The organism is Agrobacterium sp. NPDC089420 (assembly GCF_044900305.1).
GTDB lineage: Bacteria > Pseudomonadota > Alphaproteobacteria > Rhizobiales > Rhizobiaceae > Agrobacterium.
The window spans coordinates 41,246-64,790 of sequence record NZ_JBJDMY010000016.1 but is presented as its reverse complement, the minus strand read 5'-3'; the positions used below and the strand labels follow the sequence as shown (position 1 = coordinate 64,790).

The 23,545-nt window shown below is 61.8% G+C and carries 25 protein-coding genes; 9 read left to right on the top strand and 16 right to left on the bottom strand.

The window, feature by feature from the left end; all coding sequences use genetic code 11:
* Positions 1-95: 95 nt before the first annotated feature.
* Both ACI2KA_RS21505 and ACI2KA_RS21500 read right to left on the bottom strand, forming a co-directional pair.
* Positions 96-233 carry a hypothetical protein gene (locus ACI2KA_RS21505; RefSeq protein ID WP_404504490.1) on the bottom strand — a complete coding sequence of 46 codons (138 nt, stop codon included), beginning with the start codon at positions 231-233 and terminating at the stop codon, positions 96-98.
* 379 nt (positions 234-612) lie between these two features.
* Complete coding sequence (locus ACI2KA_RS21500) at positions 613-2,514, bottom strand: bifunctional sugar phosphate isomerase/epimerase/4-hydroxyphenylpyruvate dioxygenase family protein (protein ID WP_404504564.1); 1,902 nt, start codon at positions 2,512-2,514, stop codon at positions 613-615.
* Between the two features lie 122 nt (positions 2,515-2,636).
* Here ACI2KA_RS21500 and ACI2KA_RS21495 point away from each other — a divergent pair, with 122 nt between their 5' ends.
* Positions 2,637-3,329, top strand: a complete 693-nt coding sequence (locus tag ACI2KA_RS21495; RefSeq protein ID WP_404504489.1) for a TetR/AcrR family transcriptional regulator — start codon at positions 2,637-2,639, stop codon at positions 3,327-3,329.
* On the opposite strand, the gene aroQ is transcribed toward ACI2KA_RS21495, so the two are convergent.
* From aroQ to pcaD, 12 genes are all read right to left on the bottom strand, one after another.
* Complete coding sequence (aroQ, locus tag ACI2KA_RS21490; RefSeq protein WP_404504488.1) at positions 3,304-3,747, bottom strand: type II 3-dehydroquinate dehydratase; 444 nt, start codon at positions 3,745-3,747, stop codon at positions 3,304-3,306. The two genes, ACI2KA_RS21495 and aroQ, sit on opposite strands and share 26 nt — an antisense overlap.
* On the bottom strand, positions 3,744-4,613 hold the full coding sequence (locus tag ACI2KA_RS21485; RefSeq protein WP_404504487.1) for a shikimate dehydrogenase: 870 nt from the start codon (positions 4,611-4,613) through the stop codon (positions 3,744-3,746). The genes aroQ and ACI2KA_RS21485 overlap by 4 nt, the downstream gene beginning before the upstream one ends.
* Positions 4,614-4,816: 203 nt before the next feature.
* The gene (locus ACI2KA_RS21480; protein ID WP_404504486.1) at positions 4,817-5,575 is read right to left on the bottom strand and encodes an amino acid ABC transporter ATP-binding protein; all 759 of its coding nucleotides are present in this window, start codon (positions 5,573-5,575) and stop codon (positions 4,817-4,819) included.
* Positions 5,576-5,604: 29 nt separating this feature from the next.
* Positions 5,605-6,441 (bottom strand): transporter substrate-binding domain-containing protein, encoded by an 837-nt coding sequence (locus ACI2KA_RS21475; RefSeq protein ID WP_404504485.1) that lies wholly within the window; start codon positions 6,439-6,441, stop codon positions 5,605-5,607.
* Positions 6,442-6,476: 35 nt separating this feature from the next.
* Positions 6,477-7,316, bottom strand: a complete 840-nt coding sequence (locus tag ACI2KA_RS21470; RefSeq protein WP_404504484.1) for a transporter substrate-binding domain-containing protein — start codon at positions 7,314-7,316, stop codon at positions 6,477-6,479.
* A 39-nt stretch (positions 7,317-7,355) separates the two neighbouring features.
* Positions 7,356-8,006 (bottom strand): amino acid ABC transporter permease, encoded by a 651-nt coding sequence (locus ACI2KA_RS21465; RefSeq protein ID WP_404504483.1) that lies wholly within the window; start codon positions 8,004-8,006, stop codon positions 7,356-7,358.
* A gap of 10 nt (positions 8,007-8,016) precedes the next feature.
* Complete coding sequence (locus tag ACI2KA_RS21460; protein WP_404504482.1) at positions 8,017-8,685, bottom strand: amino acid ABC transporter permease; 669 nt, start codon at positions 8,683-8,685, stop codon at positions 8,017-8,019.
* A gap of 368 nt (positions 8,686-9,053) precedes the next feature.
* On the bottom strand, positions 9,054-10,115 hold the full coding sequence (locus ACI2KA_RS21455; RefSeq protein WP_404504481.1) for a 3-carboxy-cis,cis-muconate cycloisomerase: 1,062 nt from the start codon (positions 10,113-10,115) through the stop codon (positions 9,054-9,056).
* A 68-nt stretch (positions 10,116-10,183) separates the two neighbouring features.
* Positions 10,184-10,804: a protocatechuate 3,4-dioxygenase subunit alpha gene (pcaG, locus tag ACI2KA_RS21450; protein WP_404504480.1), complete on the bottom strand. Its 621-nt coding sequence runs from the start codon at positions 10,802-10,804 to the stop codon at positions 10,184-10,186.
* A gap of 2 nt (positions 10,805-10,806) precedes the next feature.
* Positions 10,807-11,547 (bottom strand): protocatechuate 3,4-dioxygenase subunit beta, encoded by a 741-nt coding sequence (gene pcaH / locus ACI2KA_RS21445; RefSeq protein ID WP_003505508.1) that lies wholly within the window; start codon positions 11,545-11,547, stop codon positions 10,807-10,809.
* Complete coding sequence (gene pcaC / locus ACI2KA_RS21440) at positions 11,544-11,978, bottom strand: 4-carboxymuconolactone decarboxylase (protein WP_404504479.1); 435 nt, start codon at positions 11,976-11,978, stop codon at positions 11,544-11,546. Before pcaC ends, pcaH begins: the two co-directional genes overlap by 4 nt.
* A gap of 3 nt (positions 11,979-11,981) precedes the next feature.
* Positions 11,982-12,779: a 3-oxoadipate enol-lactonase gene (gene pcaD / locus ACI2KA_RS21435; RefSeq protein WP_404504478.1), complete on the bottom strand. Its 798-nt coding sequence runs from the start codon at positions 12,777-12,779 to the stop codon at positions 11,982-11,984.
* A 95-nt stretch (positions 12,780-12,874) separates the two neighbouring features.
* On the opposite strand from pcaD, the gene pcaQ reads away from it, so the two are divergent.
* Complete coding sequence (pcaQ, locus tag ACI2KA_RS21430) at positions 12,875-13,816, top strand: pca operon transcription factor PcaQ (protein WP_404504477.1); 942 nt, start codon at positions 12,875-12,877, stop codon at positions 13,814-13,816.
* Positions 13,817-13,992: 176 nt separating this feature from the next.
* On the opposite strand, the gene pobA is transcribed toward pcaQ, so the two are convergent.
* The gene (gene pobA, locus ACI2KA_RS21425; protein WP_404504476.1) at positions 13,993-15,165 is read right to left on the bottom strand and encodes a 4-hydroxybenzoate 3-monooxygenase; all 1,173 of its coding nucleotides are present in this window, start codon (positions 15,163-15,165) and stop codon (positions 13,993-13,995) included.
* Between the two features lie 117 nt (positions 15,166-15,282).
* Between pobA and ACI2KA_RS21420 the strand changes: the two genes are divergently transcribed.
* Entirely contained in the window at positions 15,283-16,206 is a 924-nt protein-coding gene (locus ACI2KA_RS21420; protein ID WP_404504475.1) for a helix-turn-helix domain-containing protein, read from the top strand.
* Here ACI2KA_RS21420 and ACI2KA_RS21415 read toward each other — a convergent pair.
* Positions 16,176-16,937: an IclR family transcriptional regulator gene (locus ACI2KA_RS21415; RefSeq protein ID WP_404504474.1), complete on the bottom strand. Its 762-nt coding sequence runs from the start codon at positions 16,935-16,937 to the stop codon at positions 16,176-16,178. The genes ACI2KA_RS21420 and ACI2KA_RS21415 overlap by 31 nt on opposite strands.
* A gap of 139 nt (positions 16,938-17,076) precedes the next feature.
* Between ACI2KA_RS21415 and ACI2KA_RS21410 the strand changes: the two genes are divergently transcribed.
* The 6 genes from ACI2KA_RS21410 to ACI2KA_RS21385 all read left to right on the top strand — a co-directional run bounded on the left by ACI2KA_RS21410 (position 17,077) and on the right by ACI2KA_RS21385 (position 23,515).
* The gene (locus ACI2KA_RS21410) at positions 17,077-17,784 is read left to right on the top strand and encodes a 3-oxoacid CoA-transferase subunit A (RefSeq protein WP_404504473.1); all 708 of its coding nucleotides are present in this window, start codon (positions 17,077-17,079) and stop codon (positions 17,782-17,784) included.
* Positions 17,781-18,476: a CoA transferase subunit B gene (locus ACI2KA_RS21405; protein ID WP_404504472.1), complete on the top strand. Its 696-nt coding sequence runs from the start codon at positions 17,781-17,783 to the stop codon at positions 18,474-18,476. The genes ACI2KA_RS21410 and ACI2KA_RS21405 overlap by 4 nt, the downstream gene beginning before the upstream one ends.
* Positions 18,477-18,486: 10 nt before the next feature.
* Entirely contained in the window at positions 18,487-19,692 is a 1,206-nt protein-coding gene (gene pcaF, locus ACI2KA_RS21400; protein ID WP_404504471.1) for a 3-oxoadipyl-CoA thiolase, read from the top strand.
* Positions 19,693-20,201: 509 nt separating this feature from the next.
* Positions 20,202-21,230 (top strand): LacI family DNA-binding transcriptional regulator, encoded by a 1,029-nt coding sequence (locus ACI2KA_RS21395; protein ID WP_404504470.1) that lies wholly within the window; start codon positions 20,202-20,204, stop codon positions 21,228-21,230.
* 282 nt (positions 21,231-21,512) lie between these two features.
* Positions 21,513-22,454 (top strand): sugar ABC transporter substrate-binding protein, encoded by a 942-nt coding sequence (locus ACI2KA_RS21390; RefSeq protein ID WP_404504469.1) that lies wholly within the window; start codon positions 21,513-21,515, stop codon positions 22,452-22,454.
* A 152-nt stretch (positions 22,455-22,606) separates the two neighbouring features.
* Positions 22,607-23,515 (top strand): substrate-binding domain-containing protein, encoded by a 909-nt coding sequence (locus ACI2KA_RS21385; RefSeq protein WP_404504468.1) that lies wholly within the window; start codon positions 22,607-22,609, stop codon positions 23,513-23,515.
* Positions 23,516-23,545 lie beyond the last annotated feature (30 nt).

The window sequence follows — 23,545 nt, the reverse complement described above, 5'->3', positions numbered from 1 at the left end:
TCATCTGAAATGGAAAGGGGGAAAAGGTCGCGGGCAGGCATGCGCCGGGCGGCGTCATGCGGACAGGACGGGAATGTCACGAGGGACTGCATGTTTCAGGCCGCATTGCCAGCGGAAAGCGCCTTGCCCGGCGTCCGACAATACAAAACCCGCAGTGCCGCAGAAGCACCGCTGGCGACCTCGCAGCTACCATCGGGATAATTTGCGTCGGCGGCAGATTCGACGATGCGCATGAAACTTTATTCCCCACCCTTGTTTTGCCGAAAAAGCTAACAAAACAGAACAATCATGTCCAGAGTGTTGAACAATTTTTGTGTAATGCTCTACAAATGCGCAAGTGCATTTTTATTGAGCGCAGATTTGGTGCGGGGGATGGTGGTGAGGCTAAGCTTTGCGGATGCGTGCTCTCTCCCTCATTCCTGTGCTTGTCACAGGAATCCAGCCAGCCCAAGTCCTTGGGCTAAAAGGAGTCCTTCTCGCCGCGCAGACGCGCATCGACTGGATCCCTGTGACAAGCACAGGGATGAGGGAAGGAGAGGTAGGAGGCGAAGCCGCTACCTTCAGCGGGTGCATTCCGTTCGAAAATCGTCCGGCGAGTGGCATTCCGCGCCGCTATTCCTTCGGCATGCCAACAGGCGGTGCAAGGCGCCGTTGCGCCGCGATGCGGAAAGGGGCGTTCATGGCGCCATAACCGCCGTAAGCGCCGCGCCTTTCGATGATTTCGAAGAAGAAACCCTCGCCGAAGGTGCGGCTGTAGATCTGGAAATATTCGCCATTGTCGTCGCGGTCGTAGAGAATGCTCGCGGCCCTCAGCGCATCGGAAAATTCCGGTTCCAGCCCGAAACGGGCTTCCAGATCGTCGTAATAATTGCGCGAGATCGGCAGGGCGTGGAAACCGCGCGCCTGCATCGCCTTGGCCGTGGCAAAAATATCGTCGGTGGCAAAGGCGATATGCTGGATGCTGGTGCCGAAACCCTCGGCCAGGAATTTGCCGGCGAAGGTCTTGCGATTGTCGGCGCCGTTCATGGTCAGGCGGAAATGCGGTGAGGGCACGCTTTCAATCGCCTGGCTGCGCACCAGCCCACCCGGATCGACCACATCCACCATCGGCGTGCGGCGGGAGGAAAACAGCGACGTGTAAAACAGAAGCCAGGTCAGCATTTCATCATAATGCGTTGTTTGCGCAAGATGATCGATGCGCGTCAGTCCGGCGTCGCCCTGTGCTTTCGAGCTATCCGTGGAGACGAATTCCTTGTTCCAGATGGAGGCGAGCGGCGGTGACGCATCGAGGAAATAGATGACGCCGTTGCCGACGCCCTGAATGGCGGGAACGGCGACTTCACCGGTCTTGCGCGGTTCGGCGAAGGTCGGCGCGCCGAGCGCTTCCGCCCGGGCAAGGGCTGCTTCGGCATTGTCGACCTTCAGGCCGAAGGCATAGGCGTTGGTGCCGTGGATGGAATAGGACGCACCGGCAAAACTGTCGCCGTCATCGCTGGTATTGATGACGATACGGATATCGCCCTGGGTATAAAGATCGACATTGCGGTTGCGATGCCTTGCGGTTTTTTCAAAGCCCAGCGTGGCGAGCAGCGCTTCCAGATTGGCCTTCTCCTCCGGCGCGGTGGTGAATTCGACGAACTCCACCCCTTGCGTCTCAACCCGTTCCGGCATGGCGGGCACGTCGATGCGGATATCGGGTTCGAGGCGGCGCACCTGATCCATAAGGTTGACGAGCGAACGGTGGCCGTCTTCGGCAAGCAGCCGGGCCGAGCCGCCGCGGAACTGGTCGTTGAAGATTTCCAAGGACAGCGGGCCGCTATAGCCGGTTGCAGCCACGGCGCGCATGAAGTCCACGACAGGCAGATCGCCTTCGCCCGGCATGTTGCGGAAGTGGCGGCTCCAGTAGAGCAGGTCCATGTCGATCAGCGGCGCATCGGCCAGCTGCACGATGAAGATCTTGTCGCCGGGAATGGAGCGGATCGAATTGGGATCGATCTTGCGCGACAGCGTGTGGAAACTGTCGAGGATGATGCCGACATTTTCGTGATCGGCACGGCGAACCACCTCCCAGGCATCGCGGTGATCGCTGATATGGCGGCCCCAGGCCAGCGCCTCGTAGCCGACGCGCACGCCGTGTTTTGCGGCCAGTTCACCAAGCTGATGGAAATCGGCGGCGGCGCGGTCTATGCCGCCGAGCGACACCGGCGAGACATTCGAGCAGATCAGCATCAGATCGGTGCCGAGTTCGCCCATGATGTCGAATTTCCGCTCGGCTCGCTCGAAGGCGCGGCTGCGATGCGGCTCCGGCATGCCCTCGAAATCGCGGAACGGCTGGAACAGGGTGATATCCAGCCCGTGATCGGCGGCCAGCGCCTTCACCGCGCGCGGCGAGGCGTCATAGGTCAGGAAATCATTTTCGAAGATCTCCACGCCACTGAAACCGGCCTTGGCGATGGCCGCCAGTTTCTCCGGGAATTCGCCGCTGATCGAGACGGTTGCAATGGATGTGCGCATTGGCACGCCGTGTCTTATCGTGTCATAGCTCGCCATATTGCCTTCCTTTTCAGCCTTATGTACTGATTGGTTAATAATCAGGGCGTGACCTGAAGGCCGCCGCCCCACCGATGGAATGGATCATGACCAAAAGCGCGATTTCGAACGGAACCCGAGACAGCCGGCAGGCGAAGCGCGATCCGGAAGGGGTTCGCCGCGACATTCTTTCGGTGGCCATGGAGGAGTTTTCGCAGAACGGCCTTTCCGGCGCCCGCATCGATGAAATTGCGGCGCGCACGCGCACGTCCAAGCGCATGATCTATTATTATTTCAGCGACAAGGAGAGCCTGTACCAGCGTGTGCTGGAAGAGGCCTATGCCAAGGTGCGCGGCGGCGAGAGCGATCTGGAGCTGGACGATCTGGAGCCGGCGGCCGCGCTCGACAGGCTCTGTCGGTTCACTTTCGATCACCACCGGCGCAATCCGGCCTTCATCCGCATGGTGATGATCGAGAACATCCATCACGGCCGGCACATGCAGTCGTCGGAAACGATCCGCCAGCTCAACCGCCCGGCCATCGACGCGCTGGAAAGCGTTCTGCTGCGCGGCCAGCAACGCGGCATCTTCCGCGATGGCATCGATGCGCTGGAACTGCACTGGCAGATCAGCGCGCTGTCCTTCTTCAACGTCTCGAACGTCGCGACCTTCTCGTTCATTTTCGGCAACAGCCTGTTCACCGATGCGGGACAGGAGACATTGTCGCGGCATGTCAGCGACATGGTGCTGCGTTATGTGCTGACGCCCGGCCATATCACGACGATCGGGAAAGACGGTTGACGAGGTGGCTGAGCGCCACCGCGTAACCTTCGATGCCGAGGCCGGCGATCACGCCTTCGGCGCGGGTCGAGACATAGGAATGGTGGCGGAAAACCTCGCGTTTGTGTATGTTGGAAATGTGAACCTCGATGACGGGCGCTTCAAAGGCATTCAGCGCATCGAGGATCGCCACCGACGTATGGGTGAAGGCGCCGGGATTGATGACGATGCCCGATGATGTGCCGCGCGCCTCGTGAATCCAGTCGATCAGCTCGTATTCGCGGTTGCTCTGGGCGAAAAACAGCTGGTGACCGGCGGCGTCGGTTATGGCGCGGCAATTGGCCTCGATATCGGCCAGGGTCTCATAACCATAGATGTCCGGCTGGCGCTGGCCGAGCAGGTTGAGATTGGGGCCGTTGAGGATGGTGAAAAGGCTCATGCCACGCCCTCCGCCAGGCAAAGTTCGGTGAAATGTGCGGTCATGCGCTGCGCATCCGGCTCCCGGCCGCAGAAGAGGCGGAATGCGCCGACGGCCTGGAACACGGTCATGCCGCCGCCAGGCAGGGTGCGACAGCCCTTTTTCGCCGCCGTCGCCAGCAGTTCGGTGACGAGCGGCATATAGACGATATCCGCCACCCAGTGCCTTTGTTCGATGAGATCGGCCGCAACCGGCATGCCGGGATGGGCAGGCATGCCCATCGGCGTCGCATGGATGAGACCGTCGGCGAAAGGCAGGGAGGCCGCCGGGTCTTTTACGGCAAAGGCGCGGCCGTCTCCGAACCGTACGTTCAGTTCGCCGGCCAGCCGCTCTGCCCGCGGCAAATCGCGGTCGAAAATATCGAGACGGGCTATATCGAGCTTCAGCGCCGCATGGGCCACAGCCACCCCGGCCCCGCCGGCGCCGACCAGCAGCGCCCGCGCCCGCTTCGCATCCGGCAGGCCGCGCACGAAGCTTTCGTAAAAGCCGTACCAGTCGGTATTGTGGCCGATGCGGCGGCCATCCCTGAAGACCACGGTGTTGACCGCGCCCAGCATGCGGGCATCGTCCGACAGTTCATCGAGATGGGCGATGACGGCCTGCTTGAACGGATGGGTGATGTTGGTGCCGGCAAAACCGCGCGCCTCCAGCTCGTCGAGCAGGTCGGGAAGGGCGCTTGCGGGCAGATTGCGGGCGGTGACGTCCACCAGCTCATAGGAATAATCGAGGCCATGGGCCGCGCCCTCGCGCATGTGCAGCGCCGGCGATTTGGAAAGCTGGATGTCGGCGCCAATCAGGCCGACCTTGAAGGAGGTTTTTTCTGTCATGATCACGGGTCGTTCGTCGGTTCGGGGCAGGCGCGGCCTGCCGATCAGGTTGCTGGCGAGGTGCTGAAACCTCTCCTTCGTCATCCTCGGGCTTCGACCAGAGGCGGTGTCATCCGCTGAATTTCATGAATCCCCGGGTCACGCCCGAGGATGCCGTCGCGTATGCCGGGAGGTCGCCCAGGTCCGGAGACACAGGGCGAATCTCAGTGGTGAGCGAGGATTTCGCCGAGGAACGTGCGCGTGCGCTGGTGCTTCGGGTCACGGAAGAACTCGTCCGGCGGACCTTCCTCGATGATCTCGCCTTCCGACATGAAGACCACGCGGTCGGCCACCTGCCGGGCAAAACCCATTTCATGCGTGACGCAGATCATCGTCATGCCGTCGCGGGCAAGGCCGATCATGGTGTCGAGCACTTCCTTCACCATTTCCGGGTCGAGCGCCGAGGTCGGTTCGTCGAACAGCATGGCTTTCGGCTCCATGCACAGCGCCCGGGCAATCGCCGCGCGCTGCTGCTGGCCGCCGGAAAGCTGGGCGGGGTACTTGTCCGCCTGGTTGAGAATGCGCACGCGCTCCAGATATTTGCGCGCGGTCGCCTCCGCATCGGCTTTCGAGACCCCCTTCACCCGCATGGGGGCGAGCGTGCAGTTTTCCATGATGGTCTTGTGCGGGAAAAGATTGAAGCTCTGGAACACCATGCCCACTTCGCGGCGCACCGCATCGATGGCGCGGCTGGAATCCGAAAGCGTGGTTCCCTCGACCGTGATCTTGCCCTCCTGGATTTCCTCCAGATGGTTGATGCAGCGGATGAGGGTGGATTTTCCCGAACCCGACGGCCCGCAAAGGACGATTTTTTCACCCTTGCGAACCGTCATGTTGACGTTTTTAAGCGCGTGGAAGGCTCCATACCACTTTCCAACCCCTTCGAGGGCGATCAGCGGAGCCTGAGCGGCGGATTGCGGCATGGAACTTTCCTTCGTGCCTGGCAGCGGTTTCAGTTGACGGTGTAGGGGATGTCCGGAAGCGAGGCCGGGAACTGCGGCACCGGGCGCTTCATCCATTTGGCGTAGACTTTCGCGAGATCGCCATTGGCCTTGATCTTGTCCAGATAGGCGTTCAGCGCTTCGTTCCAGTCCTTTTCCCCCGGGCGTGTGGCGGCGCTGTTGTAGAGGGTCACGAGATCGAACTTCACCTCGTAATCCTTGCCGCCGGCGGCCGCGAGACGATCGCCGTAGAACTGGTTGCCGCCGATCGCCTCGATCTGGCCCGACAGAATGGCCTGGATGGTGGCGGCATCGTCGTCGAAGCGAAGGATATTCGCCTTGGTGCCTGCGCCGGCGGTCAAGGCCGTATCCATCGGGCTGGATTTCGGCGCGCCGACGGTCATTCCCGTCAGGTCGTCGAAACCGGCGATCTTCCTGTCCCTGGTGGCATAGACCGACATGACGTTATGGGCGTAAGGCTGCGCATATTGCACGTTCTTTGCACGCTCCGGCGTCATTCCCATCGATGCGAACAGCGCGTCGACCTTGCCGGTGCGCAGCGAAGGAATGCGGTTGGCGACGGCAAGCGGCACGAACTCCACCTTCAGTCCGAGATAATCCGCAAACCCCCTTGCCAGATCGGCATCGTAGCCTTCCTGGACACCGGCGGAGTTTATGAAGCCCCAGGGCGCATTGTCGCCCTGGATGCCGATGACGACCTTGCCGCTGGATTTTGCGTCTTCCAGCGTTCTGGCATCTGCACCTGCGGGGGTCAGGATCGGCAGCAAGGCTGCCAATCCGACTGCGAGGGCTGTCCGCCAACCTGTCTGGTTTTTTAAAATTCCCATCGGTTGTTCCTCCCGATACCAGCCTCGTGCGACGCTCACTTCACGGTGAACGGAATGTCGGGCAGGCTGTCCGGGAAGGCCGGCACTTCGCGCTTCATCCACTTGTCATAGATCTTGGCCAGCTGGCCGTCCGACTTGATCTTGTCGAGGAAGGCGTTGATGGTCTCGTTCCAGTCCTTTTCGCCCGGACGGGTGCCGGCGCCGTTATAAAGCGTCGTCAGGTCGAACTTCGATTCGTATTTGCCTTCGGCCGCCTTGTTCAGACGGTCGCCATAAAACTGGTTGCCGCCGACCACTTCGACCTGGCCGGAAATCAACGCCTGGATATTGGCGGCGTCATCGTCGAAACGCAGGATATTGGCCTTGGAACCGGCGCCGGCGGTGATCGCGGTGTCCATGGCGCTGGACTTCGGCACGCCGACGGCAATGCCGGTCAGATCGTCATAACCGGCGATCTTCTTGTCCTTGGGGCCATAAACGGAGAGCACGTTGCCGGCATAGGGTTTGGAATACTGGATGGTCTTGGCGCGCTCGGCGGTCATGCCCATGGTGGCGAAAAGCACATCGACCTTGCCGGTCAGAAGCGCCGGGATGCGGTTTGCCACTGCAAGCGGCACGAACTCGACCTTGACGCCGAGATAGTCGGCAAAGGCCTTGCCGATATCGGCATCGAGACCGTCCTGGACGCCGCTGGAATTGACGAAGCCCCAGGGCGAATTGTCGCCCTGAATGCCGATGACGACCTTGCCCTTGGCCTTGGCTTCTTCCACCGTGCCGGCGAAAGCGTCGGCCGGTGCGACGAAGGGCAGGGCAACCGCTGCCGCGGCGAGCGCCATGAGGGTGCGACGTGAGAATTTCATGCTGGTGGTTTTCATCTTTTGCTCCTCCTTACAAAGCTGATGAGATGATTTTGATTATCTGGACGCGGCCTGCAGCCGCTTTTCGACGCCGGCGCCCCACAGGGAGAGCGGCCAGCAGATCAGGAAATAGATGACGCCGACGAGGGCGAAGACGGTGAGCGGGCGGAACGTCTGGTTGGAGACGATCTGACCGGCGCGCGACAGCTCGACAAAACCGACGATTGCCGCAAGCGAGGTGCCCTTGATGAGCTGCACGAGAAAACCGATGGTGGCCGGCAGCGAAATCTTGAAGGCCTGCGGCAGGACCACGTCCTTCATGCGCGATACGTAATGCAGGCCGAGCGCATTGGCGGCTTCCGTCTGGCCCTTCGGCACCGCCTGGATGCCGCCGCGCCAGATTTCGCCGAGAAAGGCGCTGGCATGCAGGGTAAAGGCGATGGCCACCGCAATCCAGGCATCGACATTGAGGCCGGCAAGCGCCACGCCGTAATAAACGACGAAAAGCTGCATCAGAAGCGGCGTGCCCTGGAAAACGGCGATATAGCCGGTGCTGGCCCGCTGGATCGCGACATTATCGGCAACGCGGGCCAGAGCCACGCACAGCCCGAAGACGCCGCCGCCGATAAAGCCGATCAGGGTCAAGGCAAGCGTCCATTTCAGGCCTTGCAGCAGGAAGAAGAGTTCGTTGGGACCGATGGAAGCCATTGTCTTCTCCTCACTTGACCGGATAGCTGAACGATGCGCGGGAGATGAGCGAGAAGATGCCCATCATCAGCGAGGAAATGACGAGATAAAGCAGGGTGATCGAGAAATAGACCTCGAACGACCGGAAGGTGTCCGCCTCGATCTTCTGCGCCACCGAGGTAAGCTCGTAGGCGGCAATCGAGGTGCAGACGGAGGTCGTCAGCGTCAGCATGATGAACTGGCTGGTGAGCGAGGGATAGACGGCCCTCAGCGCCGGCTTCAGGATGATGTGGCGGAAGATCTGCGCGCGGTGCAGGCCGAGCGCCAGCCCCGCTTCCACCTGGCCCTTCGGAATGGAATCGACGCCGCCGCGAATGATTTCAATGGCATAAGCGCCGCCGTTGAGGGCCAGCGCGATGATGGCGGTGACCGTGGGATTGAGCTTTATGCCGATCTGCGGCAGGGCGAAGAAGATGAAGAATATCTGCACCAGAAACGGCGTATTGCGGATGACTTCGACAAAGCCGATGACGAGGCCGCGCAGCAGCCGGAACCGCGACCGGCGGGCGATGACGCCGAACACCCCGATGACGGTTGCCAGCGACATGCCGGCAATGGCAAGGCCGATCGTTGCCAGACAGGCCAAAAGCAGCTCGGGCAGCTGGTCCAGGACCGCTGAAAAATCGAGACTGTAAGACATTCTTCCTCCCAACCCGTTCGGGTCCGGACAGACGTTCCGCCTTGTCCGCATCGCTCTGGAAACCTTGCGGCGCCAAAGCCCTCCATTCGTCCGAACCTGCGCCGAAGGCTTTTTCTTCCCGCCGCCGGCACCGTTTCGATATGATTGTTTGTACCAGTTAGTTCATTTTTGTGTCAAGCGCTTCACCCCGTTAAAAAGCAGCTGGAGGGCTGTTTTTTCTGCTTCTGTCCCGTTTCAGAAAGTCTTTTTTTATCAATGGCTAAGGCGCAGAGGCGCAAGCGTTTTCAACGCATCGGAACGCGGCCGCCGAAGCGCTTGCCCGGGGCGTTGGGGGAGGCTGATTCACGGCGAGGTCCAAGGATTTTCGGCTAGTCCCCGCCCGCGCCCAACCTGTCTATCTGGCCTGCGAGGCGTTCGGCGATCAGCAGGCAAGCGCCCGTCGCCGTCACCATGTGCGGCAGCGTCAGCCATTCCAGCATCCAGCCCGCGCCGGACCTTTCCTGTTCATGCACAAGCGACTGGTGCAGCGCGGAGATCTGCACGGCATTGAAGCGCGAAAGCGCCACCAGCGTTTCGGCATTCACCGGATTCTGCTTGTGCGGCATGGCCGAGGAGCCGCCGCCGCCGGAGAGGCGGATTTCCGCACCCAGTTCCGCCATCAGCGCGATATCCTGGCCGAACTTGCCGAGCGCGCCGGTGATGAGGGAGAGAATATTGCCGAATTCGGCGATGCCGTCGCGCTGGCTCTGCCATTGCGGCCGGTCGGCAAGGCCGAGGCGTTTGGCGAGATCGGTGCGCACGGCAGCGGCATGGTCGCCAAGCTTTTCCAGCGTGCCGGCCGCGCCGCCGAATTGCAGGGCAAAGCCGTTCTGGGAAAAGGTTTCAAGCCGCAGCAGGTGGCGTTCCAGCGGCGCGATCCAGCTTGCCGCCCGGTCGGCGACGGTGATGCCGATGGCGGCCTGCATGCGGGTATAGCCCGTCAGCGGGTTATGGCCGTCGCGCGAGGCGAGGTCCGCCAGCGCATCGATGAGCCGGCCGAGCCGGGCGGCGATGATTTCCGCCGCCATCTTCAGCCGCAGCATCAGGCTGGTATCGATGACATCCTGGCTGGTCGCGCCGAAATGCACCGTCTCCGCTGCGGCAGAGGGGACGGCCGCCCGCATCTGCCGCACCAGTTCCGGCACCACCACGCCATCCTTCGCGACGCCATGGCGAAGCGCCGTCATGTCGGCGGCGAAGCCGGCAAGTCCCGAAACGATCGCTTCCGCCACCGTCTCGGGGATGAGGCCGGCCGCGGCTTGCGCTTCGGCCAGTGCCTGCTCGAAACGGACCATGGCATCGATATCCGCCTTCGCCGAAAAAAGCTCGACGATCTCGCTGTCGCCGAACAGGCCGGACAGGAACGGATGCTCGAAGGGGGAAAGGCTCATCTTCCGGCTCGCTTTCTTTTGCGCATATCGTCGTCGCAAAACCGCTGCACACTTTTGCGCGATATGCGTCAGATATCGAAAAACACGGTTTCGCCGTCGCCCTGAAGGCGGATATCGAAACGATAGACGTTGCCTTCCTCCTTTTTGGCGACAAGCGTGGCGATGCGGCTCTTCTGCTCAACACGGGCAAGAACCGGGTCGGCCGCATTGGCCTCCTGTTCTTCCGGGAAATACATGCGGGTCTGCAGGCCGATATTGATGCCGCGCGCCACGATCCAGAAGGTGATGTGCGGCGCCATCGGCCGGCCGTCGCGAAACGGCACCGTGCCGGGCTTGATGGTCTCGAAGACGAATTCGCCGGTATCCATGTCGCCGGGCGAACGGCCCCAGCCGGTGAAATTCGGGTCGGCCTTGCCGCGGGTTTCGCTCGGGCTGTTGTAATAACCGTCGCAATCCGCCTGCCAGATTTCGATCAGCGCGTCCTTCAGCGCCATGCCCGCGCCGTCATAGACCGTGCCGCGCACGCTGATGCGCTCGCCGCGGGCCTTGTCGTTATAAAGCGCGCCGGACCCCAGATCCTTTTCGAACACGCCTTCGATACCGACGAAATTCGGTGTGCAGCCGATATGCACATAGGGGCCTGCCGTCTGCGAGGCGGTTTCCTTGAAATAATTGAGCGGCTGAACCATGGTCAGTTGCCCTCCATGCGGTTTTCGAAAAGGGTCGAGCGGCGGCCGCGCAGGACGATATCGAACTTATAGGCCAGCATGTCCATCGGCAGCGTCGCATTCATGTCCAGCGGCGCGATCAGCCGCCTGATGGCATCCTCATCCGGAATCGTCTTGACGATCGGACATTTCCAGATCAGCGGATCGCCCTCGAAATACATCTGGGTGATCAGCCGCTGGGCAAAGCCGTGGCCGAAGACCGAGAAATGGATATGGGCCGGCCGCCAGTCATTGACGCCGTTCGGCCAGGGATAGGCACCCGGCTGGATGGTCTTGAACCAGTAATAACCGTTCTCATCCGTGATCGTGCGGCCGACGCCGCCGAAATTCGGGTCGATGGCGGCAAGGTAGCTTTCCTTCTTGTGGCGGTAACGGCCGCCGGCATTGGCCTGCCAGAACTCCACCAGCGCGCCATCCACGCCGCGGCCGCGTTCGTCCAGCACCCGGCCGTGCACCAGAATGCGCGGGCCGACGGGCATTTCGCCGGGGCGGGCATAGTTGAGGATGAGGTCGTTATCCAGCGGGTTGAGCATGCCGTGGCCGAAGACGGGACCGGTGATCTCGCTTTTCGTGCCTTCCAGCGAAATCAGCGCGCGCTGCGGCGAGCGCAGGATCGAGGTCTTGTAGCCGGGCGCATAGGCCAGCGGGTGAATGTCGCGGTTGCGCGCGAAGAACGGCCCGGTCTCGGGCGGCTGGTTGCTCATTTCGTCTCCTCCCCATCGCCAGAATTATCAGGGGAACTATCGGCCTTCATGCTGGCCAGGGCAAGCTTGGCGATCTTGAAAGCATGGTTGGCGGCGGGCACGCCGGCATAGATCGCCACATGCAGCAGCGCCTCGCGGATATCGGCTTCGGTGGCGCCGGTATTGGCGGTGGCACGCACATGCATGGCCAGCTCCTCATCCTGCCCCAGTGCCGCGAGCAAAGCGATGGTCACCATCGAGCGCTCGCGCTTCGTCCAGTGGTTGCCGGACCACACCGTGCCCCAGGCGGCTTCGGTGATGAGCTGCTGGAAGGGCTGGTCGAAGCCGGTCGTCACCGTCTGCGCCCGGTCGACATGGGCGTCGCCGAGCACGGAGCGCCGGGTCTTCATGCCCTGTTCGAAACGTTCGTTCTTGTCGATATGGTCCGCCATCGGTCAATGCTCCGGCAAGGTCTTGAGAAAATCGCCGACCGTCTGCGCATAGGCAGGCGGCTGTTCAAGGCAGGGAATATGGCCGCAGCCGGCAATGGTGGCGAAGCGGCTCGCGGGGATGAGAATGGCAAGCGACCGCACCAGTTCCGGCGGGGTGGAGCCGTCCTGATCCCCCGCGACACAGAGCGCCGGCACGGCGATGCGGCCTGCCTCACCGGTAAAGTCCGCATCGCGGATGGCGGCGCAGGTGCCGCCATAACCCGCTTCCGGCTGCTGCGAAAGCATGTTGCGCGCGCCGGCATAAGCGGCATTGTCAGGCTGGCGGAAAGCCGGCGTGAACCAGCGCTCCATGACGGGATCGACCAGCGAGGCGAGGCCATCGGCGGCGATCTTGTCGATACGGGCATTCCACATCTCGGCCGTGCCGATCCTGTGGGCGGTATTGCTGAGCACCAGCGCACGGACGAGATCGGGCCGGCGGGCATAAAGCCCCTGGGCAATCAGTCCGCCGACCGACAGGCCCCAGATGATCGCGCCTTTGACGCCGAGATGATCGAGCAGTTCGATCAGGTCGCCGGCATGGTCGTCTATCGAATAGGGAGGATGACCGACATCGGAAAGCCCATGGCCGCGCTTGTCGTGCAGGACATAGGCATAGTCATCGCCCAGCGCCTCGATCACCGCATCCCAGATGCGGAAATCGGTGCCGAGCGAATTGATGAAGGCGATAACCGGTTTGCCGCTGTCCAGTCCCTTGGCGCGATAATGGATCACGGTCTCGCCGCAGCGCAGAAAATGCATGATGTGCTCCTCTTGGTTCAGGATATTGCAAGCCGGTTCCGGTTAAGTAAAATGACATTATCGATGAAAATCATAACCTGTGGATTATATGAGCCATGGTCGACCAGCGTATCAAGTTTCGCCACCTGCAGACTTTCGTGGAGGTGGCGCGCCAGAAGAGTGTCATCCGCGCCGCGGAAATCCTGCATGTCAGCCAGCCGGCGGTGACGAAGACCATCCGCGAACTGGAAGAGATTCTCGGCGTCTCGCTGTTCGACCGGGAGGGGCGCGGCATCCGCATCAGCCGCTACGGCGAAGTGTTCCTGCGCCATGCCGGCGCGACGATGACGGCGCTGCGCCAGGCGGTCGATTCGGTCTCGCAGGAGGCGGCGCGTGCCGGTCCTCCGGTGCGGATCGGCGCTTTGCCAACGGTTTCGGTGCGGATCATGCCGAAGGCGATGGCCGGTTTTCTGGCGGAAAGGACCGGCAGCCCGGTAAAGATCGTGACGGGCGAAAACGCCGTTCTGCTGGAGCAGTTGCGCGTCGGCGATCTCGATCTCGTCGTTGGGCGTTTGGCCGCGCCACAGAAAATGGCGGGTTTTTCCTTTGAACACCTCTATTCGGAAAAGGTGCGCTTCGTGGTGCGCGCCGGCCATCCGCTTTTATCGCCGGGTCTTTCGGTGTTCGATCACCTGCATGAATATCCGGTGCTGATGCCGACGCGGCAATCGGTCATCGGGCCGATCGTCGAGCAGTTCCTGATCGCCAACGGCGTTCCGGCGCTGCCGATCCGCATCGAAACCGTGTCGGATGCCTTCGGCCGCGCCTTTCTGCGCACCAGCGATGCGATCTGGATCATCTCCGAGGGCGTGGTGGCGGCGGATGTGGCCGACGGCGTTCTGGCGATCCTGCCGGTGGAGACCGGCGACACCAGCGGCCCGGTGGGGCTGACGGTCCGGGCCGATACGCAGCCCTCGCTGCCGCTGTCGCTGCTGATGCAGGCTATTCGCGAAGCGGCGGGCGAGTTGCTGGATGGGAGGACTGAGACGGGTTTTTGATGCGCGGGGCGAGTCTTCCTCCGTCATTCCGGCCTTGAGCCGGAATCCAGCCACGGCGCGTCTGCGCCGTGAATAGAGTCTTTTGCGATCAAAGACTTGATCGCGCTGGACCCCGGATCAGGTCCGGGGTGACGGATGTGGGAACGGTACAGATAAGACCGCTTGTCTCAGGGCACCTAATAGGGAAGCCCGACATAATTCTCCGCGAGCGCCGTGGAAGCGGCGCGCGATTGCACGAGATAATCGAGTTCCGCCTCCTGGATGCGCTGGCCGAAATCGCCCGTATCGGGAAAACGGTGCATCATCGTCGTCATCCACCAGGAGAAACGCACGGCCTTCCAGACGCGCGACAGCGCCTTCTGCGAATAGGCATCGATGCCGGCCTCGGACCTGCCGTGATAAAACTCGATCAGCGCCTCGCTCAGATAATGCACGTCGCTGGCGGCGAGGTTCAGGCCCTTGGCGCCCGTTGGCGGCACGATATGGGCGGCGTCGCCGGCCAGAAACAGCCGTCCGAACCGCATCGGCTCGCTGACGAAGGACCGGAGCGGCGCGATGGATTTTTCAAAGGACGGGCCGGTCACCATTTCATCCGCATGGTTTTCCGGCAGGCGGCGGCGGATTTCATCCCAGAAGCGCTCGTCGCTCCAGTCTTCCGGCCGGTCCTCCAGCGGACATTGGATGTAATACCGGCTGCGCGTGTTTGAGCGCATGGAACAGAGGGCAAAACCGCGCGGGTGGTTGGCGTAGATGAGTTCGTGGTTGACCGGCGGCACATCGGCGAGAATGCCGAGCCAGCCGAAGGGATAGACCTTCTCGAATTCCTTGATCGCGCCTTGCGGCACGGATTTGCGGCTGACCCCGTGAAAACCGTCGCAACCGGCGATAAAATCGCAATCGATCCGGTGGCTTACGCCGTCTTTCCGATAGGTGACATAGGGGCTTTCGCCATCGAAATCATGCGGCTCGACATTGGCGGCGTCATAGATGGTCACAAGGCTTGCCGCCTCGCGCACATCCATCAGATCATGGGTCACCTCGGTCTGGCCATAGACCATGACGCGTTTGCCGCCCGTCAGATCGAACAGATCGATACGGTGGTCGCGACCGTCGAAGGTCAGCGAAAACCCGTCATGCGGCAGGCCTTCCCGGCGCAGGCGCTTGTCCGCGCCTAGTTTTTCCATCAGCCGCACCGTGCCTTCCTCCAGCACGCCGGCGCGGACACGGCCGAGGATGTAATCCTTGCTGACCCGGTCGAGGATCACAGTCTCGATGCCGGCTCTCGCCAGAAGCTGGCCGAGCAGCAGCCCCGATGGGCCGGAGCCGATGATGACGACCTGTGTGCGCATTGTTTCCTCCCGAACTTGTCTCCCGTCAAGAAATTGACCAAGGCATACGACAAGCTCAATGGACTTTCCGGTCCGTAAATTGCACAATCCGACCATCAGGCGGAGGAGTGGGGTGAGATGCGGATTGCTGCGCATGAGGGGCTTTATGGCGAAGAAGCGGCGCAAGCCACTGATTTCCGCTTCCATTGCGAGACGCTTTTTTCGAGAAGCAGCCTGCACCGTTTCGAAATCGGGCTGCATCGCCACTCGGCTTTCCTGCAAATCTTGTACATTTTTGGTGGTGAGGGCGACGCGTTGCTGGATGGCCGCATCGAGCCCATCCGCCCGCCGGTCGCCATCATCGTGCCGCCGGGTTTCGAACACGGCTTCCGTTTTTCCCGCGATATTGGCGGGGTGATCGTCACCATGCTGCCGGGCGCGCTGCCGGCGTCGGTGCAGGCGCTTTTGCTGCGCAATTTCCAGCAGCCGGTGCTTTTGCCGCTGCAGGATTTTGCCGAAAAAGAAGGCCTGCGCAGCGGTTTCGAACGGATTTCCATGGAATATGAGGCGCGCGATATTGGTCGCGATGCGATGATCGAAGGCCAGCTCGCCACCGTGGTTGCGCTTCTTTCACGGGCGGCGCGACCGCTTCTGGAAACAAGCGGCGAGGGCCTTGCCGAGCAACGTTTCGAACGGCTGCTGTCGCTGATTGCCCGCCATATCCGCGAGCCGCAAAAAGCCGGGTTTTACGCGAAGAAACTCGGCCTTTCAGAAACCCACCTCAACCGGCTCGTCCGTTCGGTTTCCGGCCTCAGCCTGCAGCGGCTGATCGCCAGGCGGCAGATCGAGATCGCCCAGCAGGAGCTGATCTTCACGGTTTCCAGCGTGCAGATGATCGCCGAAGGGCTGGGTTTTGCCGATCCGGCCTATTTCAACCGCTTCTTTAGGCGCGAGACCGGCATGACGCCGCGCGCCTGGCGGCTCGCGGAACAGCGCAAAATGGGCGATTCCGGCATGCGGCAGACGCTGCCTCAGACCAGCATTCTCGCCAGTTCCCGCTGAACGGCAAGAAGGGCGGGCAGGTAACGCGCCACTAGATCCTCCATCGAGGCGACCGAAGCGGCGAGGCCGACATTCAGCGCGGCGACCGTCTGGCCGCGCACGCTTTTCAGCGGCACGGCGATGGAGCGAAGACCGATTTCGACTTCCTGATCGATCAACGCATAACCACGATGGCCGGTCATCTCGATTTCGGCGAGCAGGGCGTCCATGTCGGTGATCGTGTTTTCCGTGCGGGCCACCAGCCGGGAGGCTCCGAGAATATCGCGCTGCCGCTCGGGTGTTTGTGCGGAAAGCAGAACACGACCCATCGAGGTGCAATAGGCGGGCAGGCGCGAACCCGGCATCAGCGCAATCGACATGACCCGTTGCTGGGCGGCGCGGGCGACATAAACGATTTCCGTCTCGTCCAGGATAGAAACCGACGTGCTCTGGCCGATCTCTTCCGAAAGACGGTCGATGAGCGGCTGCACGATCTTCGGCAGCGGCATGGTGGCGAGGCAGCCGGTTCCAAGCCGCAGCACCTTCGGCGTGACGGTAAAGAACTTGCCGTCATAAGCGGCATATCCAAGCTCCGAAAGTGTCAGCAGACAGCGGCGTGTGGTGGCGCGGTCCAGCCCGGCGATCTCGGCGGCGTCGGAGATGGACAGGCGCGGGCGCTCGGCGCTGAAAGCCTCGATCACCCGCAATCCCTTGGCAAGACCGCCCATCATGTCTCTTTCGCTGACGGCCATGTCACGCCTCCATTTGTGCGATATACGAACAAAAATCATATAACGCACAAAATCCTTGCCGTCGAGGCAATTTCGGCTTTACCTCATGGCAACGCAGCCTTGCCGGTTCCATCCGCGCGGCTGGAAGGAGGCTTTGAGAATGGACAAGACAATCAAGAGCGCGGAAGAGGCGCTTTCCGGCATCGGCGACGGTGCGACGATCATGATCGGCGGTTTCGGCGGCTCCGGTGCGCCGATCGAACTGATCCATGCGCTGATCGACAGGGGACCGAAGAACCTGACGGTCATCAACAACAATGCCGGCAATGGCCGCATCGGCATCGCCGCGATGATCGATGCCGGCATGGTCAAAAAGATGATCTGCTCCTTCCCACGCTCTTCCGATCCGCGCGCCTTTACAGACCGCTATCTGGCCGGTGAAATCGAGCTGGAACTGGTGCCGCAGGGCACGCTTGCCGAGCGCATCCGCGCCGGCGGTTCCGGCATTCCCGCCTTCTACACCCCGACCGGCTTCGGCACGGAACTGGCAGAGGGCAAGGTCATCGCCGAATTTGACGGCCGCTCTTACGTTCAGGAGCGCTGGCTGAAGGCGGATTTCGCCATCGTCAAGGCCGAGCTTGGCGATACCTATGGCAACCTCACCTACAACAAGGCGGGGCGCAATTTTAACCCGCTGATGTGCATGGCCGCAAAGACCACCATCGCGCAGGTCTCCAGGATCGTCGCCGCTGGCGACATCGACCCGGAGCATGTCGTGACGCCCGGCATTTTTGTGAACGGCGTCGTGGAAATCCCCGATCCGCAACAGGAAGAAGTCCTCATTCGCGCCGGAGTAGCCTACGCATGACCACGACCATCGACACCCGCGAAGACATCAAGCTCTCCAACGCCCAGATCGCCTGGCGTGCGGCGCAGGACATCGAGGACGGCGCTTATGTCAATCTTGGCATCGGCTTTCCGGAAATGGTGGCGCGTTACCAGCCGCCCGGCCGTCAGGCGATCTTCCACACCGAAAACGGCATCCTGAATTTCGGCGAAGCGCCGCCGGAGGGCGAGGAGGACTGGAACCTCATCAATGCCGGCAAGAAGGCCGTGACGCTGAAGCCGGGTGCCGCCTTCTTCCACCATGCCGACAGCTTCGCCATGGTGCGCGGCGGGCATCTCGATGTGGCGATCCTCGGCGCCTATCAGGTGGCGCAGAATGGCGATCTCGCCAATTGGCGGGTCGGCTCCAAGGGTGTGCCGGCCGTGGGCGGGGCCATGGATCTGGTGCATGGCGCAAAACAGGTTTTCGTCATCACCGAACATGTCACCAAGAACGGCGAGCCGAAGCTCGTTGAAAAATGCAGCTTCCCGCTCACCGGCGTCGGCTGCATCACCCGCATCTATACCAGCCATGCGGTGATCGACGTGGTGGGTGGCCGTTTCGTGCTGCGCGAAAAACGGCCGGCGATGACGTTCGAGGAATTGCAGGCCATGACCGGCGCGCCTTTGGCGGTCGATGGCGATGTCGCCGATCTCGTCGCCCCGGAACTTTAAGGAAAAACCGATGACCGACGCATTCATCTGCGATTATATCCGCACGCCCATCGGCCGCTTCGGCGGCGCGCTTTCCCCGGTGCGGGCCGACGATCTCGGCGCGGTGCCGCTGAAGGCGCTTGTCGAGCGTAATCCGTCTGTCGACTGGGAAGCGGTCGAGGATGTCATTTTCGGCTGCGCCAACCAGGCGGGCGAGGATAACCGCAATGTGGCGCGCATGTCGCTGCTGCTTGCCGGCCTGCCGGTTTCCGTGACCGGAACCACCATCAACCGGCTGTGCGGCTCCGGCATGGATGCCGTCATTGCGGCTGCGCGCGCCGTCAAATCGGGCGAGGCGGAACTGATGATCGCCGGCGGCGTGGAAAGCATGAGCCGCGCGCCCTTCGTGTTGCCGAAGGCGGACAGCGCCTTTTCGCGCAATGCCGAAATTTATGACACCACTATCGGCTGGCGTTTCGTCAATCCGCTGATGAAAGCGCAATATGGCGTCGATTCCATGCCGGAGACGGGCGACAATGTCGCGGTCGATTATCAGGTGTCGCGGGAGGATCAGGATGCCTTTGCCGTGCGCAGCCAGCAGAAGGCGGCGGATGCGCAGGCCAATGGCCGTCTCGACAGGGAAATCGTCTCTGTGACGATCCCGCAGCGCAAGGGCGATCCGCTGGTCGTCTCCAGGGACGAACATCCGCGTGCGACCAGTCTCGAAGCGCTGGCGAAACTGAAGCCGGTGAACAGGCGCGATGGCGCGACGGTGACGGCGGGCAATGCGTCGGGCGTCAATGACGGTGCCGCCGCGCTCATCATCGCTTCGGCGGAAGCGGCGAAGAAATACGGTCTGACGCCGATTGCCCGCATTCTCGGCGGTGCCGCCGCGGGCGTTCCGCCGCGCGTCATGGGCATCGGCCCGGCCCCGGCCTCTGCGAAGCTTTTGGCTCGGCTCGGGCTGAAGCAGGAACAGTTTGACGTGATCGAACTGAACGAGGCCTTTGCCAGCCAGGGCCTTGCGACGCTGCGCCAGCTTGGCATTGCCGATGACGATGCGCGCGCCAACCCGAATGGCGGCGCGATTGCACTCGGCCATCCACTTGGCATGTCGGGTGCGCGCATTGCAGGCACGGCAGCGCTTGAACTGTCGCTGACCGGCAAGCGGCTTGCACTCGCCACCATGTGCATCGGCGTCGGGCAGGGAATTGCCGTGGCGCTGGAGCGGGTCTGACGGGACAAGCGGCTTCGGTATCGGGATACGGTGCGGATGCCGTCGTGAGGCGGTGCGGATGCTGCTATAAAAGGGTATGAATACCGCTGCCGTAGTTTCATTCCGCGTGATTGGAACCATTCAGGCCACTCGGCAGACGATTTTCTCGCCTTGCCCCCAAAATCCCCCTCATTCCTGTACTTGTCACAGGAATCCAGCCGACGCGCGTCTGCGCGGCGGGTAAGGTCTCCTTTCAGCCCAAGGACTTGGGCTGGCTGGATCTCTGTGAAAAGCACAGAGATGAGGGGAGGAGGCGTGATGACAAGCAAAGAGAGGGAAGGAGGCGTGGCGGACTAGTCGTAACGGCTAGTCCTGGTGGATGGTAAAGCAGGCGCCACACAAGAGACGCAGCCTCAGCATTTTTCCCATGACGCTCTTACCATATCCCTTCACCCATGTTGGATTCCATCATCATCCGTGACATGTTTTGCGAGATATGACGGGAATCTTTCCGCTTGCGGGGTGCCAACATGAAGCGTCCGACCATCACCGATGTTGCAAAAGCCGCCGGCGTCAGCGTCGCCACCGTCGACCGGGTGCTGAATGGTCGCCTGCCGGTGCGGGAGGAGACCGCGCGGCGGGTGTTCGAGGCGGCGGAGAAGATCGGTTTCCATGCCACAAACATCATTCGCCAGCGCATGCTGGCCGATATGCCGTCCTACAGTCTCGGCATCATCCTGCGCAAGGAACGGCACGCTTTTTACCAGACCTTTGCCGACGAGCTGGAGCTTGCGGCGCGCAACGTCCGTGATCGTCATCTCAATCTGCGCATCGAATTCGCCCAGTCCGGCGAGCCGGGCGAACTGGCAGCGCTGCTGACCGGCATGAAGGGCCGGGTCCAGGCGGTGGCCGCGACGGGACCGGACCATCACGATGTCACCGCCGCCGTCGAGGCGCTGAAGACCAGGGGCATTCCCACCTTTTCGCTGCTTTCGGATTTCGCGCAGGGGGTGCGGGAAGCCTATCTCGGTGCCAACAACATGAAGGTGGGGCGCACGGCAGCGTGGATGATCTCCCGGCTGGCGCGCGGCAGGGGCAAGGTGCTTCTTCTCCTCGGTGGCCACCGGTTCCATGGCCATTCGCTGCGCGAAACCGGCTTTCGCAGCTACATGCGCGAATATGCACCGGAGTTCGAGGTGATGGACGCATTGATCACGCTGGAAACACGGCGGCTGACCTATGAGCTGGTCATGGATACCATCGCCAAGCATCGGGACCTTGTCGGCATCTATTGCGTCGGCGGCGGCATGGAAGGGGTGATCGAGGCGTTGCAGCAGGAAAACCGGCACGAAAACATCGTCTGCCTCGTCAATGAACTGACGCCCGAGTCCCGTCAGGCGCTGCTGGAAAGGCGCATCAGCGGCGTCTTCCAGACCCCGCTGCGCGAACTCTGCACCGACCTTCTGGCCACCATGGTTCACACCATCGAACACGGCATGGCGGAAACGCCGGGGCAGCGTTTTGTGCCCGCGCATCTGTGGGTTCCTGAAAGCCTGTGATGGTTTGATAGATTCCATCATAAACCCGGTGTCCGTTTCTATCATGCTTGATGGTTTTGCGTGCTGCTGACGCGTTGACGCCGGGGCCGGACTAGGAAATCTTGGCCGCCGGTGGAACGGGCAGGAGGCCGGACCCACACGACATTAGATTATTTCAGGGCTGTTTGACGCTGCGGATTTTCCTTCGCGGCGAAGGGGCGGCCTTTGCCGGAAGGCGGTGGCGGCGCAACACGCTCAAGCCCGCCCAGCCGGTTCTTTTCAAGGGTTTTGGAGGAGGACGACATGAAAAGACATTTCGCAATTGCAGCTTTCGCCGCCATGCTGGCAACGGGTGCGTCGGCGCAGACCGTCGGGGTTTCGATGGCGCTGTTCGATGATAATTTCCTGACCGTGCTGCGCAACGGCATGATCGATTATTCCAAGGGCATGAGCGGTGTTTCGCTGCAGGTCGAGGATGCGCAGAACGATGTCGGCAAGCAGCTGAGCCAGGTGCAGAACTTCGTCGCTGCCGGCGTCGACGCCATCATTGTCAATCCTGTCGATACGGACGCGACCGTGGCGCTTTCGCAGGCCGCTGCCGCCGCCGGTATTCCGCTCGTTTACGTCAACCGCCAGCCGGTCAATCTCGACAGCCTGCCGGACAAGCAGGCCTTTGTCGCCTCCGATGAAAAACAGTCCGGCACGCTGCAGACGCAGGAAGTCTGCCGGCTGTTGAAAGAAGCTGGCAAAACGGACGCCAAGGCCGTGGTGATGATGGGCGAGCTTTCCAACCAGGCGGCCCGCATGCGCACGCAGGATATCAAGGATGTGGTCGCCACGCCCGATTGCAGCTTCATCAAGCTTGTCGAGGAACAATCCGCCAACTGGTCGCGCACGCAAGGCTCGGACCTGATGACCAACTGGCTTTCAGCCGGTGTGGAGTTCGATGCCGTCATTTCCAACAATGACGAGATGGCCATCGGCGCCATCCAGTCGCTGAAGGCGGCCGGCCGGTCGATGGACAGCGTCATCATCGCCGGCATCGACGCCACGCAGGACGCGCTGGCCGCCATGGCGGCGGGCGATCTGGATGTGAGCGTTTTCCAAAACGCCGCAGGCCAGGGCAAGGGTGCGCTGGATGCGGCGCTGAAACTCGCCAAGGGCGATGCGGTGGACAAGAAGGTCTTCGTGCCCTTCGAACTCGTCACGCCTGACAACCTCAAGAACTATCAGGCCAAGAACTGAGCCATGGCCATGCCAAGGCGGCTTCTCCGCTCCCGGGGAGCGCCGCCGGGCAGGCCAAACGCGCCGGAGCCGGCAGGATGGCCGGCTCCGGCGACACGGAATGATTGAACCAGCGGCGATTTCCGCGGGAGGAAACCTTGAGAAAACTATTGATGGCGACGGCACTTTGCATTTTCGCGACGCCGGCCCTTGCCGAGACCCGCATCGCGGTCTCGATGACGTCTTTCGACAATCCGTTTCTGACGATCCTGCTCAACGGCATCAGGGCCGAGGCCGGGCGCGATAAAACCATCGAGCTTCTGGTCGAGGATGCCCAGCTTGATCCATCAAAGCAGCTCAATCAGGTGCAGAATTTCATCGCCAATGGCGTCGATGCAATCATCGTCAATGCCGTGGATGGCGATGCCACCGCCGCAATCACCAAGGCCGCATCAGCCGCAAAAATTCCGCTTGTCTATGTCAACCATCCGCCGGCGGAACTGGAAACCGGCCTGCCTGACGGCACGGCTTTTGTCGGTTCCAACGAACTCGATTCCGGCACCATGGAAGCCGAAGCCGCCTGCAAGCTGATGGGCGGCAAGGGCAAGGCCGTCATCCTGATGGGGCCGTTGGAAAACCACGCGGCGCTGGTGCGCACCAAGGATGTCGAAACGGTGTTTTCCAAGCCGGACTGCAAGATCGACATCCTTGAAAAACAGACGGCGAACTGGAGCCGCACGCAGGCGCAGGACCTTGTCTCCTCGTGGCTGACGGCGGGCATCCAGTTCGATGCCGTTATCGCCAATAATGATGAAATGGCGATCGGCGCCGCGCAGGCGCTCAAAGCAGCAGGCGTTTCGATGAAGGATGTCGTCATTGCCGGCATAGACGCCACGCCGGACGGTCTTGCCGCCATGCAGGCCGGCGATCTCGATATCACCGTTTACCAGAACGCGACGAAGCAGGGCGAGGTCTCCGTGCAGACGGCGGTGAAGGCCGCTGCCGGGCAGGGCACGGAAAAGACGCTCTGGGTGCCTTTCGAACTCGTCACCCGCGAAAACATGTCCGCCTACGCGAAATAGACGGGGCTTCGGCCCCGGTCCATCTATTAC

Excerpts from the sequence above, each read along its gene's own strand:
- ACI2KA_RS21505 (WP_404504490.1), bottom strand. The coding sequence starts at position 233 with ATGCGCATCGTCGAATCTGCCGCCGACGCAAATTATCCCGATGGTAGC.
- ACI2KA_RS21500 (WP_404504564.1), bottom strand. The coding sequence starts at position 2,514 with ATGCGCACATCCATTGCAACCGTCTCGATCAGCGGCGAATTCCCGGAG.
- ACI2KA_RS21495 (WP_404504489.1), top strand. The coding sequence starts at position 2,637 with ATGACCAAAAGCGCGATTTCGAACGGAACCCGAGACAGCCGGCAGGCG.
- aroQ (WP_404504488.1), bottom strand. The coding sequence starts at position 3,747 with ATGAGCCTTTTCACCATCCTCAACGGCCCCAATCTCAACCTGCTCGGC.
- ACI2KA_RS21485 (WP_404504487.1), bottom strand. The coding sequence starts at position 4,613 with ATGACAGAAAAAACCTCCTTCAAGGTCGGCCTGATTGGCGCCGACATC.
- ACI2KA_RS21480 (WP_404504486.1), bottom strand. The coding sequence starts at position 5,575 with ATGCCGCAATCCGCCGCTCAGGCTCCGCTGATCGCCCTCGAAGGGGTT.
- ACI2KA_RS21475 (WP_404504485.1), bottom strand. The coding sequence starts at position 6,441 with ATGGGAATTTTAAAAAACCAGACAGGTTGGCGGACAGCCCTCGCAGTC.
- ACI2KA_RS21470 (WP_404504484.1), bottom strand. The coding sequence starts at position 7,316 with ATGAAAACCACCAGCATGAAATTCTCACGTCGCACCCTCATGGCGCTC.
- ACI2KA_RS21465 (WP_404504483.1), bottom strand. The coding sequence starts at position 8,006 with ATGGCTTCCATCGGTCCCAACGAACTCTTCTTCCTGCTGCAAGGCCTG.
- ACI2KA_RS21460 (WP_404504482.1), bottom strand. The coding sequence starts at position 8,685 with ATGTCTTACAGTCTCGATTTTTCAGCGGTCCTGGACCAGCTGCCCGAG.
- ACI2KA_RS21455 (WP_404504481.1), bottom strand. The coding sequence starts at position 10,115 with ATGAGCCTTTCCCCCTTCGAGCATCCGTTCCTGTCCGGCCTGTTCGGC.
- pcaG (WP_404504480.1), bottom strand. The coding sequence starts at position 10,804 with ATGGTTCAGCCGCTCAATTATTTCAAGGAAACCGCCTCGCAGACGGCA.
- pcaH (WP_003505508.1), bottom strand. The coding sequence starts at position 11,547 with ATGAGCAACCAGCCGCCCGAGACCGGGCCGTTCTTCGCGCGCAACCGC.
- pcaC (WP_404504479.1), bottom strand. The coding sequence starts at position 11,978 with ATGGCGGACCATATCGACAAGAACGAACGTTTCGAACAGGGCATGAAG.
- pcaD (WP_404504478.1), bottom strand. The coding sequence starts at position 12,779 with ATGCATTTTCTGCGCTGCGGCGAGACCGTGATCCATTATCGCGCCAAG.
- pcaQ (WP_404504477.1), top strand. The coding sequence starts at position 12,875 with ATGGTCGACCAGCGTATCAAGTTTCGCCACCTGCAGACTTTCGTGGAG.
- pobA (WP_404504476.1), bottom strand. The coding sequence starts at position 15,165 with ATGCGCACACAGGTCGTCATCATCGGCTCCGGCCCATCGGGGCTGCTG.
- ACI2KA_RS21420 (WP_404504475.1), top strand. The coding sequence starts at position 15,283 with ATGCGGATTGCTGCGCATGAGGGGCTTTATGGCGAAGAAGCGGCGCAA.
- ACI2KA_RS21415 (WP_404504474.1), bottom strand. The coding sequence starts at position 16,937 with ATGGCCGTCAGCGAAAGAGACATGATGGGCGGTCTTGCCAAGGGATTG.
- ACI2KA_RS21410 (WP_404504473.1), top strand. The coding sequence starts at position 17,077 with ATGGACAAGACAATCAAGAGCGCGGAAGAGGCGCTTTCCGGCATCGGC.
- ACI2KA_RS21405 (WP_404504472.1), top strand. The coding sequence starts at position 17,781 with ATGACCACGACCATCGACACCCGCGAAGACATCAAGCTCTCCAACGCC.
- pcaF (WP_404504471.1), top strand. The coding sequence starts at position 18,487 with ATGACCGACGCATTCATCTGCGATTATATCCGCACGCCCATCGGCCGC.
- ACI2KA_RS21395 (WP_404504470.1), top strand. The coding sequence starts at position 20,202 with ATGAAGCGTCCGACCATCACCGATGTTGCAAAAGCCGCCGGCGTCAGC.
- ACI2KA_RS21390 (WP_404504469.1), top strand. The coding sequence starts at position 21,513 with ATGAAAAGACATTTCGCAATTGCAGCTTTCGCCGCCATGCTGGCAACG.
- ACI2KA_RS21385 (WP_404504468.1), top strand. The coding sequence starts at position 22,607 with ATGGCGACGGCACTTTGCATTTTCGCGACGCCGGCCCTTGCCGAGACC.